The organism is bacterium, from assembly GCA_022616075.1.
Classification (GTDB): domain Bacteria; phylum Acidobacteriota; class HRBIN11; order JAKEFK01; family JAKEFK01; genus JAKEFK01.
In genome coordinates this window covers 1-11,515 of sequence record JAKEFK010000106.1, presented here as the reverse complement: position 1 = coordinate 11,515, position 11,515 = coordinate 1, and the positions used below count along the sequence as shown (strand labels likewise).

Below are 11,515 nucleotides of genomic sequence, written 5' to 3'. Positions count from 1 at the left end.
GTCGGCTTTCCGGCAGTGTGAATTCAAGGAGAATGATCTCCGTCAACTTCGTTGGCTACCGTCGCGCCGCCTGCACCTTCGTGCCATAGTCGAGCGACGCGTAAAACTTTTCTCTGCCCTGAGGTGTCAGATCCAAAACATTCCAAATTGGATTCAACTCGTCGATGCCACGCTCTTTGATGTCCGCGGCTAACCGCGGATGACCGCTGTAAAAATGGCGCAGTGAGCCATCACTCTCTCGAGTGAAAACCGAAATCGTAGAATCCTGAAGTCCTTCGCGATCTTCGCTGCCGAGATCGTACTTGAAAGTGCTTTCGCCGGCGCTCAGCAGACGCAGCTTGTCCCAACCGCGATTTCGTGCGTGTGCTCGCAGTGTGGGCGGATCGGCCGCAGCCACAATCGCCAGGTCAACGTTTTGGGCCAGATGATGAGCGATCCCGTTGAAGGCATCGATCCAGGCAGTGCACATCGGACAAGGATTTGTCTGTTCCTTTCCAAACATGAAGTGGTAAATAACAAGCGAACGGTCCGGTGCAGTAAACAGTTCGCTTAATCGCGTCTTTCGCACGGGCTTGTCACCATCATCGAGCGAAGCCGGGCCTTCAAGAAACTCGTAATCCTGGACCGTCGCACCTTTTGGAAGCGCGCGACGCAGTTCGGCAACCCGTTCACGTTGTCGCCTCAATTCAATTTCCGCCTTTCGCAACTCTTCGCGCTTGGATAGGTATTCGGCGGACTCGTTCGGAAGATTAGTTTGACGATAAGTACCGCCGATCATTTCATGGACCATGATAGTTTCCTCTCTTCAACAGAAATCACTTGCGTTTATCTAAAGAAGCAATTTATGCCCGTCTTGGCGAAAAGGAAGAGGCCTTCGCATGGATGTTCTAAGCCAGTTGTCGCACGACTTCAACAGTATTCAAAGTGGAGACGAAACGTGTCTCATATCGACCTCAGATTTCAAAATTTGCTGTGATATGATCGGAAAAGATTGCTCCTCCGAGCTTAGTCTGTGATTGGTAAGACACTCAACCATTTCAAAATCCTCGACCGTTTGGGTAAAGGGGGAATGGGAGAGGTCTATGTCGCCGAAGACGTCAAACTGAAGCGGAGAGTTGCGCTCAAAGTCTTACCGGAAGAAGTGGCACAGGATCCGGTTCGCCTAGAGCGGTTTCAGCGCGAAGCGGAGACAATTGCCGCTCTGAATCACCCCAACATCGTAACGATTTATTCCATCGAAGAGGCCGATGGAATTCGCTTCCTGACAATGGAGCTTGTAGAAGGTGAAACGCTCATTCAGTTGATTCCTTCTAATGGATTAGATATTGATACCTTCGTTCGTTTCAGTACTTCGGTGGCGGAAGCGCTTTCTGCCGCGCATGAAAAAGGAATCATTCATCGCGATTTAAAACCGGGCAATATCATGGTGAGCCAGGAAGGAAGAATCAAAGTACTCGATTTTGGTCTTGCCAAGCTGATGCGGGATGATTCCGATCCGGATTCGTCACGCATGGAAACACACGCGCAAACGGAAGCCGGAATTGTTCTGGGGACCATGCCTTATATGTCTCCGGAGCAGATTCAGGGAAAAAGATTGGATCACCGGTCCGATATTTTCTCTCTTGGAATCATTTTTTACGAAATGATTACGGGACGCCGCCCCTTTCACGGAGACACCTCCGCTGAACTGATTTCCTCCATCATGAGGGATACGCCAGAGCGGGTCAGCGATTTGAAGGCGGGCATGCCCGAACATTTGGAGCGAATCATCCGGCGTTGTTTGATGAAAGATCCGAGAGATCGTTATCAGACTGCGCGCGATGTCTACAACGAATTACGCGACTTGAATGCAAGCAGCGGATCATCCACACGACCGGCGTCCGGTTCCGGGTCCGGAGAAATGTGGATTGCAGTACTTCCCTTCCAGCATCCGGCCGCAGATCCGGAGATGGAAAATTTTGCCGACGGACTCGCTCAAGATATTACCGCGGCGTTGTCCCAATTTTCCTATCTGTCCGTAATTGCACAGAGCACCGCAGGCACACAACTGGGAGCGCGTTACGTCATTCAAGGAGGAATCCGCAAATCAGGATCCTTGATCCGCGTGAACGTTCAGTTGATGGATGCTCACACCGGCACAAATCTATGGGCCGAGACTTACAACCGTGATCTGAAAAGCTCCGATATCTTTTCCATTCAGGATGAAATCACGGATCGCGTTGCTGCAACGCTGGGCGATAACTTCGGAGTGCTCGTTCGTTCGATGGTTACAAGCTTGGAAGACAAGCCGGATGATCAATTATCGGCGAATGAATTTGTATTTCGCTTCTTTGGTTACTGGGCGAAGCTCACGCCGGAAGAGCATGCAAAAATCCGGACAAGTCTGGAAAAGGCGGTCCAAAAAATACCGCGAAATGCGGATCTCTGGGCCTGCTTGTCGATTGTTTACGCAAATGAATATTACCTCCGTCTCAACGAACTTCCCAATTCGCTCGATCGATGCCTGAGGGCGGCACAGCGCGCAGTGGAGCTGAATCGAGCCAGCCAGATCGCACACGAAGCTCTTGCCTGGGCCCATTTTCTTCGGCGCGATCTTGCGGCAATGCCCGCAGCGATCGATCGTGCCATCTCTTTAAATCCGCGAAACAGCAATACTCTTGCGACGCTTGGAGGATTGCTGGTACACACGCGTGATTTTGAGCGGGGAGCAAAATTAACACGCCGGGCAATGGAACTGAATCCGCATCACGCGGGCTGGTTTTATTTTCCTTTGATCTGGGATCATTGCAGCAGAGGTGAATGGGAACAGATGCTGGAACGGGCAAAACGGATCAACATGCCCGGCGTCTGGTGGGTGCCACTGGTGATTGCATCGGCTTGCGGACATCTCGGCCGGAAATCAGAAGCCGCAGCCGCTGTGAACGAGCTGCTTTCGTTCGATCCGGAGTTTGCTTCGCATGCGCGTGATCACATGGGACCGTTGCTCTCGGCCTCCGGTTTGATCGACTCTTTAATCGAAGGTCTTCAGAAAGCCGGCTTGCAAATGCCTGATCCTATCATTGATGGAGGGAGCGTAACGGCATCCGAATTACGCGACGTGAATGCAAGCAGCGGATCAATCACACGGCCCGCGTCCGGTTCCGCATCCGCAGAAATGTGGATTGCAGTACTTCCCTTCCACCATCCGGCCGACGATCCGGAGATAGAAAATTTTGCTGACGGCCTCGCTCAAGATATTCCCGCGGCGTTGTCCCAATTCTCCTATCTTTCCGTAATTGCCCGGGATTCCACTCAGGAATTGAAGGATCGGCCTCATGATATCCGTGCTGCGCGAGAACAGCTTCGAGCACGCTACATCATTCAGGGGGGAATCCGTAAATCTGGATCCTTGATCCGAGTGAACGTTCAATTAATCGATGCACGAACTGGGACCAATCTCTGGGCCGAGACCTTCAACCGTGATTTGAAAAGTTCCGATATCTTTACAATTCAGGATGAAATAACAGATCGGGTTGCTGCAACGCTGGCCGATAACTCTGGAGTGCTCGTTCGTTCGATGGTCGCCAGTTTGGAAGCCAAGCCGGATGATCAATTATCGGCGAATGAATTTGTATTTCGCTTCTTTGGTTACTGGACGAAACTCACGCCGGAAGAACATGCAAGAATACGAACAACTCTGGAACGAGCGGTCGAAAGAATACCGCGAAATGCAGACATCTGGGGTTGTTTGTCGCTTGTGTATTATCATGAGTTTGCTTTCGGGTTTAACGAACTTCCGAATTCACTCGATCGATGCCTGATGGCTGCTCAGCGCGCGGTGGAATTAAATCGAGCCAGCCAGATCGCCTATGAAGCGCTCACCTGGGCGCAGTTTTTCCGCCGTGATGTGGGGGCACTTCCGGCAACGGTGGAACGAGCCATCTCTTTGAACCCACGAAACAGTCACATGCTTGCAGTTGCTGGTCTCGTTTTGGTTCATACACGCAACTTTGATCGTGGCGCAACCGTCGCGCGGCGAGCAATGGAACTAAATCCACATCATGCCGGCTGGTTTCATTTCTCTTTGATCTGGGATTACTACAGCAGAGGTGAATACGATCAAGCGCTGGAACAGGCCAAACGCGTCAACATGCCGGGCTTCTTCTGGCCGCCTCTGGTCATCGCATCGGTCTGCGGAGAACTCGGCCGCAAAACGGAAGCCGAGTCGGCTGTGAACGAGCTGATTGCAATCGATCCGGAGTTTGCTGTCCATGCGCGCCGGTACATCGAACCCTGGCATTATGCCAGTGGGCTGATGGATCAACTGCTGGAAGGACTCCGCAAAGCAGGATTGGAGATTCCGGAATCAACACGATCCAGCTGATCACGATGCCAATTTGCGCTTAATTTCCTGATTTACCCTTTCCCTTAACCATAGTTGAATTAGAGTTTGATACGGAATCCCTTTTTCCGCAGCTATTCGCTCCAACTTTAGCTTAAGCCTGGGATCGAGAAGCATTGTAATTCGCTGCTTTGGCAGTTTGCGCTTTGTCAATTCGAGTTTTTCTCGAATTTCCTCAGTATCGTTCAGGTAGTCCATGCTGTCCTGGGTGGAACAAAAATCAAATTCTTCTTGTTCACTTGTAAAGAGGGGTACTTGTTTCTTTGCTTTTCTCATCGGACTCTATTTCTTCAAATAGTAACTCTTTTCCTTTTTTGTCATGTCGCGGGCGGAAATGACCCTTGCAACGTTCTTGCCTGCGAGTCTGCTGACAACGAAAACGACAAAAAGATAACGGCCTTCGTCAGTCATACCGTACAAGAGATATCTATCTTCCCGCGTTTTTCGTAGTTTGTTCTTGATGTAGAAGATCTCTTCGATTTCATCCGGATAAGCGCCGTGCTGGACTCGAACCAGCGACCCTCTGCTTAAAAGTTGTAATTCTCTCGTCGAGATAGTCGAGAAAAAGTACGCGAGACTTTGCAAAATCGCGCAAAACAAACGCAAAACTGCAAACCGATTCTGAATGCAAACAGAATTTTGGGCTTCATTTCACAGATGCAAGGATACTTTACCGCTTACACACGAGAACATCCATTCTTCCGTGCTTTTAAGCGGTAAGAGCGGCGAGTATTATGCAGGGGTCAATTGCCGGACATGCAGGACGTCTTTACTGGTTGCGGAGCGCAACGCGGCAGCGGGAATTGAAACCACAGCTATAGTTTCACCGTTACCGGCAAAAAACTCCACTTCATAACCTTCCGGATATTCATTGGTGGGTGCGTGGTGCTCAACAATCGTACCCATGTCTCCTTTCAACAGCTTTTCATCCGGATAGTCTACAGTCAAAACAACCCTGGAAAACAATGGGAAGCTCATGGTCTCCTTTCCGGTATAAGTGTAATGAACCTTGCGACAGATTCACCTTTGCGAATCATCCAGATGGATCGAAACCAACGCGTTTGGCCGTTCGGTCCAGTCAGCGGAGCAACAATTTCATACTTCTTCCCATACTCCGAGCTCCTTCCAGTTGAGGCCGCCGTGGAAAGATGCTGCACTCTAAGATCGGCTTCCAGACCTTGCCAGTCTTTTTGTTGGTAACCTATTTCTTCAAGAAAACGTGCTTTCGATCTGCCGTCAGGATTCGATGGATTCAAGATATAGTCTCGTAGTTTTTCTTGACTGATTATAGTCGTTTCTGAGGAAAGTTTCACGTTTGCATTCTAAACGACTGCAGGCATTTCGAGCAAACCGAAAATAGGCTTTGTAGTAAACTTGTAGCCATCTATACCCTTGGTGAGCGGTTCACGTCTCGGGTCTTACGAGATCATTTCGGTGATTGGTTCCGGTGGCATGGGGGAAATGTATTGCGCAAAAGATCCTGAAATCGGCCGGGAAGTAGCCATCAAGATTCTTCCTTGTATTTTCACGCAAAATCCGGATCGTTTGCGAAGGTTTGAACTCGAGGCTCGCACCGCTGGATCTCTAAACCATCCGAACATCATCATCGTTCACACATTGGGAAATCATGAAGGTTCGCCATATCTTGTTTCGGAATTACTGGAAGGTGAAACACTCCGGAACGTTTACGCAACGGAATTACGAAAAAAGAAGCAACTGAATTCGCACGGCAGATTGCAACAGGTTTGGCTGCGGCTCACGATAAGGGAATTAATCATCGCGACCTCAAACCGGAAAATATTTTTGTCACGAAGGATGGACGCGTTAAGATTCTCGATTTCGGTCTGGCTAAACTCACTGAGATTCAATATGAAGGTGCACTCTCGCGTTTACAGACGAGCGTGCAGCCGACCGAGCCAGGTATCGTACGTGGTACAGTGGGTTACATGTCGCCCGAACAAGTACGTGGAGTGACGATCGATAAAACGACTTGTCTTTTTAACCGTGCTTGTCGGCCTAAATCAAAAAGAGCACCACTAACATTGCCGCATGCAGAAAGCTATAGTGGATCGAGTGAACATGCGATTTCATAGGCTTCCAACGACAGGGTGATTGCTTCATTATTTAAGAAATACCCAAGATTGTTGTGCGCGTAACTGTCCCTCGGACCATATTTGACGGCCCGCAAAGCATATTCCGGACTTTCAGCGATCGTAGAATCGGTTAATCCACTCCACGCTTTGCTGCAACGATCATTGATTGCCAAGCGTCTTTCAAATATAGATGCGGTTCCTTCTCCAGGACCTACACGATCAGGAATTCCTTGACGTCGTGATCAATCGATTCAATGCCCGCCTTTCACAGCGACTGGTGTTAGCGTACATGCCTGCTGCGAGGGCGCGTTTTCAGCTCTTCACTCCAATGGATGACAGCACCAAGGCCGTCTCCGCTTGGGCTGCGTCGCAGCATCAGTTTCTGATAAAATTGGTTTACCCAGTTTCGCTAACATGAAAGAGCCGCTTTCCGTGCCAGTCGGGAAAAAGCTTGGCGCTTATGAAATCGTAGAACACCTTGGTTCGGGAGGAATGGGCGCGGTGTATCGCGCTCGCGATCCGAAATTTCGCAGGGACGTCGCGATCAAAGTGTTGCCGGCCGATTTTGCGAAAGATCCGGATCGCTTACAACGGTTTGAACAGGAAGCGCAGGCCATCGGCATATTGAATCATCCGAACATCCTTTCTGTTTATGACACAGGAATGGCAGATGGCTCTCCATATCTGGTTTCAGAATACGTGGAAGGAGAGACGCTTCGCGAAAAATTAGCATCCGGCGCGCTAACCCAAAGAAAAGCTGTTGACTATGCTTTGCAACTCGCTCGTGGGCTTTCCGCCGCTCACGATAAAGGAATTGTTCATCGGGATTTGAAACCTGAAAATCTGATGATCACGAAAGATGGACGCCTAAAAATCCTGGATTTTGGTCTGGCGAAATTGATTCAAAATGACGCTTCGATAGGTCCTTTAACGCAACTCCCAACTTCTCCAGGTACACAGCCCGGTTTGGTTCTCGGGACCGTCGGGTATATGTCGCCCGAACAAGTCCGCGGGAAGATTGCAGATCATCGCTCCGATATTTTTGCCTTTGGTTCCATCCTGTATGAAATGCTCACAGGCGTTCGCGCGTTTCGCGGGGAAACACCTGCCGATACATTGAGCGCAATTCTTCAAAAGGATCCATCGGACATTAGCGACACCAATCGCAATATTTCTCCAGTATTATCCCGAATCGTCAACCATTGTTTGGAAAAGGATCCAGAACAAAGATTTCATTCAGCCGCAGATATCGCATTTCATCTGGAATCACTGTCCGGCGCTTCGGAACAAACTGCAGTCGCAGCAATTCCTGCCCCACGTCCAAAACTTCCGGTTCAAATTTGGAAAATATTGGCTGTTGCGGCAATGGCAGTGCTCATTGTAGTGGCATTTCTTTATTACCAGACATCCACCCAACCACAGTCTATGCTGCAACTATCGATTGATCTTCCGGCAGGAAATAATTTCGGGACGACTGAGCAGGGAGGCGAGCTCAGCATTTCACCGGATGGGAAATATGTAGCTTTCTGCGCGCTGAACAGCACAGATCGGAAATGGCATCTCTGGATACGGCCGATGGACGTATCCTCTCCTCAAATGATTCCAGGGACAGAAAAAGCCCTTGCTCCTTTCTGGTCTCCAGACAGTCAGTACGTTGCATTTTTCGCGGACAAGAAACTGAAAAAAATCAAAAGAGGTGGCGGTCCGGCTCAAACGATTTGCGATGCGCCTGATGGCCGCGGTGGCTCCTGGAATCAAGACGGAACGATTATTTTTGCTCCTCAACCGTATGGTCCCTTGTATAAAGTCAGCGCGACCGGAGGCACACCAACACCGCTTACAAAGGTACAAAACGAACAGAGCTCACACCGTTGGCCTTTTTTTCTTCCGGACGGTAAGCATTTTCTTTTTGCAAGTCAGTTTCCAAATGGAATTTATGTCGCATCGCTTGAGGATCCTCAACCGAAACAGATAAATTCGGAAGCATCCAATGCGATGTTTGGAAAACCCGATACTCTGCTGTTCGTGCGTGATGGAAATCTCGTAGCGCAACCTTTCGATGCGAAGAAGCTCACTATTGAAGGCGAAGCAGTTCCGATTCTCGATCAAAGAATCAACCATGATGTGAATCGTTTTTATGGATTCTTCAGTGTCTCTCAGGGAAATTCACTGGTATACAGGCCACTGACTCTCACGATCACGCAGCCCACATTATTCGACAGGGCCGGAAAGAAGATCGGCGCTGTTAGTCAAACCGCCTCTTATCAGTTTGGCGGTATTTTTTCTCCGGATGGTACGCAGATTTCGTTTAACCGCATTGATCCTGAAAGCGGGCAGACCGACGTCTGGAGGTACGAATTTGCAGGTGATCGGTTGAGCCGGCTTACAGTACAGGCAGACCCTAACGGACCCGCCATCTGGACGCCCGATCAATCTCATATCATTTTCGGTAAGGGCACTAAGTTGTATCGGAAACAGGTCAGTGCCGCCACCAGTGAGGAAGTCCTTTTCGAATCAAGCCAGTATGTGGGTCCTAGCAGTTGTTCGAATGACGGAAAATTCCTGCTGATGATGCTTCAGAGTCCGCGCGGTGATTGGGACATTTGGGTTCTCCCTTTGTCAGGAGAGAGAAAGCCACTTAAACTTATCGAAACTCCTTCTGCCGATTTTTTACCAATCTTTTCACCGGATGGAAAATGGGTCTCCTTTCAATCGGATGCGAGCGGTCAGGTACAGGTTTATGTAACGCCATTTCCAGACGCTAACCGGCAACTACAGATTTCTACCGAAGGGGGAACATTCGCTCGCTGGAGAATGGATGGCAAGGAACTGATCTATGTGAACAGAGAGAAAGTCATGTCTGTGGAAGTGCTGGACGGATCTCGCTTTGGACATCCCAAACTCCTGTTCGAACGTCCACAAGAATCGCTGATCCATCCGGTCGGGATTGCTCCAGATGGACAGCGCTTCCTGCTGTTCATTCCTACAGCCGATCAAAATCTCGAAAACATCCGCTTCATTTCGAACTGGACTCAATTGCTGAGAAAGTAATTCGGACCGGTATATGACAAAAAAGGAAGCGGCCGCATACACTGGGCTCAGCGCCCGAACGCTTGATTCGGCTCGAGAGTTGCCCGCTATAAACCGGGCGGAAAAATTCTTCTCAAAAAATCAGAAATTGATTATTCACTGTTAAAGTGATACTGCTATGTCCCAACTGATCCTTAACATAGGCCAGCGATTCGCCTTGTTGTATCAGCATGGATGCAAAAGTATGCCGAAGATCATAAAATCTAATCCGACGAAGACCGGCCCTTTCAATATTTTTCAGATAGTGCCGGTGATAAACATTTTTCATGTCCGGCGGTATATAAATCTGTTGCGGTAGCGCTTGTCTTTGCGAATTGTAACTCCGATATTGCTCCGTTTCGCCGGGTCCAAAATCAGGTGACCCTCTCCCAGTTTATTATTTCCACATCAAGCAAATACAAACAGGAGAATTAGCCCGAACTTTGTTTTTGTGAGGAAGGTTGTTTTTTGGTTGTTTACCGATGCTAATTGAAAAATGAGCCGTGCTGGACTCGAACCAGCGACCCGCTGCTTAAAAGGTGTAAGCTTCTCGTCGAGATGGTCGAGAAAAAGTACACGAGACCGAGACTTTGCATAATCGCGCAAAAACTGACGCAAAAATGCAAACGTCTTTTGGATGCAAACAGAACTTAGGCTTCCCTTTCACAGAGGCATCAATCAGAAGGATGCCGGACATGGGTTGCCCATGGAAACATCCCAGCGCCGGATACTTATCGAAGTTCCTATACGGTTCATTTTTTTGTCAATTCTTCTTTGTAAAATGAACACAAAAGGATCGCCTTCCGGGATTCCACATAACCGCAAATCACTTTCATGCGTATTGATACGGACGACCACCGTACTTCCTTTCCGACCGTGATAGTGGCGGGACAAAGTTATCCCGGGTAGGGACGTCGGGTCATCTCTTTGGAAGCTCTGATGCCGGTGAATCTGGGCATCAACTTTCGATGCGAGTCGGAACTGGAAACCAATCGTTCTGGAGTAATGTTTAGAATATTTCCTTCTTCCACATGCGAGGGTCGAAGGAGAATGGTTTTGCAGGGTGAATCCTGAGCCGCTTAAAATCAGCGTGTAGCGAATTCAACAGGTAATTGTGCTCCGTCTCGATTACAACAGATGGAACCTTAAGGACAGCCGAATGGGCCTTTTTGACCCAATTGGATCCGATAACCATTGTGGATTGCGGCGCGGGAAAGGATTTCCAATCTTTCGGTAGCTCGCTCCTTTTTAGTGTTTCAACCCGAACATCCGCAGGAATATCGATTCGATACGATACGAGTTCCACGGACCTCCCCTCATCCCCCATGTGAACGAACTTCTCCATCGCGGCAAGCGACAGTGTTTCGGCTGAATAGACCATCCGGGTGCCGGGTTGGTTCCATCGTCCTCCTTCCATTGCCGCACCTTCGCCGGAGAATGAATCCGTCTTCGAACGCTTGGCCTTATCGATGCGCCAGGCGAGCGTCACGGCAGGACGCCGTATTCGATTTGCGTCAATAAGGCTTGGACCGCATGAGAGCCTGGTTCCGTGTCAAGAATCTCAAGCGGGATCATGTTCGCAAGACCCGGCTGAGGGCGCCGGAGCCAGCGCATGGCCTCATCTTTATCCTCAAAAACATTCGTTGCCAATTCAATAATCCTCGCCGCACGGTAGAAACGATCGCTGGCCACCAAGTCGAGAGGTTCTCGCTCTTTCCGATGTCTCGTTAGAGTGCGATCGCTGAGACCAATGATGCGTGCCACGCGCTCATCTTTGAGTCCATAATCTTTTTGGAAGCGCTCCACCCTCTCCCATTCGAAGCCCTTCCTGATCTCTTGAATGATGGTTGTCGGGGATGGCGACCGCTTCTTTGCTGCCGATGCCTTTGATGTAGCCATTTGTCGTCATTATATATGACATATGGCTACATGTCAAGGAACGAGGAAATTTGGTACTGGTATAATATACCAG

12 protein-coding genes are annotated in these 11,515 nt (G+C 49.4%); 3 read left to right on the top strand and 9 right to left on the bottom strand.

Annotated elements, in window-relative coordinates; translation table 11 throughout:
- Window positions 1–55: 55 nt before the first annotated feature.
- Window positions 56–790 (bottom strand): DUF899 family protein, encoded by a 735-nt coding sequence (locus L0156_08995; GenBank protein ID MCI0603138.1) that lies wholly within the window; start codon window positions 788–790, stop codon window positions 56–58.
- Between the two features lie 222 nt (window positions 791–1,012).
- Here L0156_08995 and L0156_08990 point away from each other — a divergent pair, with 222 nt between their 5' ends.
- Window positions 1,013–4,363, top strand: a complete 3,351-nt coding sequence (locus L0156_08990) for a protein kinase (GenBank protein MCI0603137.1) — start codon at window positions 1,013–1,015, stop codon at window positions 4,361–4,363.
- On the opposite strand, the gene L0156_08985 is transcribed toward L0156_08990, so the two are convergent.
- From L0156_08985 to L0156_08970, 4 genes are all read right to left on the bottom strand, one after another.
- The gene (locus L0156_08985; GenBank protein MCI0603136.1) at window positions 4,364–4,657 is read right to left on the bottom strand and encodes a BrnA antitoxin family protein; all 294 of its coding nucleotides are present in this window, start codon (window positions 4,655–4,657) and stop codon (window positions 4,364–4,366) included.
- A 6-nt stretch (window positions 4,658–4,663) separates the two neighbouring features.
- Window positions 4,664–4,981, bottom strand: coding sequence for a BrnT family toxin (locus L0156_08980; protein MCI0603135.1), 318 nt, complete (start codon window positions 4,979–4,981; stop codon window positions 4,664–4,666).
- Between the two features lie 132 nt (window positions 4,982–5,113).
- A complete protein-coding gene (locus L0156_08975) occupies window positions 5,114–5,359 on the bottom strand; it encodes a DUF4926 domain-containing protein (GenBank protein ID MCI0603134.1) in 246 nt (81 codons plus the stop codon).
- On the bottom strand, window positions 5,356–5,694 hold the full coding sequence (locus L0156_08970) for a C50 family peptidase (protein MCI0603133.1): 339 nt from the start codon (window positions 5,692–5,694) through the stop codon (window positions 5,356–5,358). Before L0156_08970 ends, L0156_08975 begins: the two co-directional genes overlap by 4 nt.
- A gap of 82 nt (window positions 5,695–5,776) precedes the next feature.
- On the opposite strand from L0156_08970, the gene L0156_08965 reads away from it, so the two are divergent.
- Window positions 5,777–6,355: a protein kinase gene (locus L0156_08965; protein MCI0603132.1), complete on the top strand. Its 579-nt coding sequence runs from the start codon at window positions 5,777–5,779 to the stop codon at window positions 6,353–6,355.
- An 85-nt stretch (window positions 6,356–6,440) separates the two neighbouring features.
- On the opposite strand, the gene L0156_08960 is transcribed toward L0156_08965, so the two are convergent.
- Window positions 6,441–6,647 carry a hypothetical protein gene (locus L0156_08960; GenBank protein MCI0603131.1) on the bottom strand — a complete coding sequence of 69 codons (207 nt, stop codon included), beginning with the start codon at window positions 6,645–6,647 and terminating at the stop codon, window positions 6,441–6,443.
- A 241-nt stretch (window positions 6,648–6,888) separates the two neighbouring features.
- Here L0156_08960 and L0156_08955 point away from each other — a divergent pair, with 241 nt between their 5' ends.
- Window positions 6,889–9,525, top strand: a complete 2,637-nt coding sequence (locus tag L0156_08955) for a serine/threonine-protein kinase (protein ID MCI0603130.1) — start codon at window positions 6,889–6,891, stop codon at window positions 9,523–9,525.
- Between the two features lie 112 nt (window positions 9,526–9,637).
- Here the strand turns inward: L0156_08955 and L0156_08950 are convergent, their stop codons facing one another.
- The 3 genes from L0156_08950 to L0156_08940 all read right to left on the bottom strand — a co-directional run bounded on the left by L0156_08950 (window position 9,638) and on the right by L0156_08940 (window position 11,442).
- On the bottom strand, window positions 9,638–9,832 hold the full coding sequence (locus L0156_08950) for a tyrosine-type recombinase/integrase (protein MCI0603129.1): 195 nt from the start codon (window positions 9,830–9,832) through the stop codon (window positions 9,638–9,640).
- A 720-nt stretch (window positions 9,833–10,552) separates the two neighbouring features.
- Entirely contained in the window at window positions 10,553–11,032 is a 480-nt protein-coding gene (locus tag L0156_08945; GenBank protein MCI0603128.1) for an RES family NAD+ phosphorylase, read from the bottom strand.
- Window positions 11,029–11,442 carry a DUF2384 domain-containing protein gene (locus L0156_08940; GenBank protein ID MCI0603127.1) on the bottom strand — a complete coding sequence of 138 codons (414 nt, stop codon included), beginning with the start codon at window positions 11,440–11,442 and terminating at the stop codon, window positions 11,029–11,031. The genes L0156_08945 and L0156_08940 overlap by 4 nt, the downstream gene beginning before the upstream one ends.
- Window positions 11,443–11,515: the final 73 nt, after the last annotated feature.

What these genes read in the sequence shown, in the direction of transcription:
- L0156_08975 (MCI0603134.1), bottom strand. Translation starts at nt 5,359, where the DNA reads ATGAGCTTCCCATTGTTTTCCAGGGTTGTTTTGACTGTAGACTATCCG.
- L0156_08940 (MCI0603127.1), bottom strand. Translation starts at nt 11,442, where the DNA reads ATGGCTACATCAAAGGCATCGGCAGCAAAGAAGCGGTCGCCATCCCCG.
- L0156_08985 (MCI0603136.1), bottom strand. Translation starts at nt 4,657, where the DNA reads ATGAGAAAAGCAAAGAAACAAGTACCCCTCTTTACAAGTGAACAAGAA.
- L0156_08950 (MCI0603129.1), bottom strand. Translation starts at nt 9,832, where the DNA reads ATGAAAAATGTTTATCACCGGCACTATCTGAAAAATATTGAAAGGGCC.
- L0156_08955 (MCI0603130.1), top strand. Translation starts at nt 6,889, where the DNA reads ATGAAAGAGCCGCTTTCCGTGCCAGTCGGGAAAAAGCTTGGCGCTTAT.
- L0156_08995 (MCI0603138.1), bottom strand. Translation starts at nt 790, where the DNA reads ATGGTCCATGAAATGATCGGCGGTACTTATCGTCAAACTAATCTTCCG.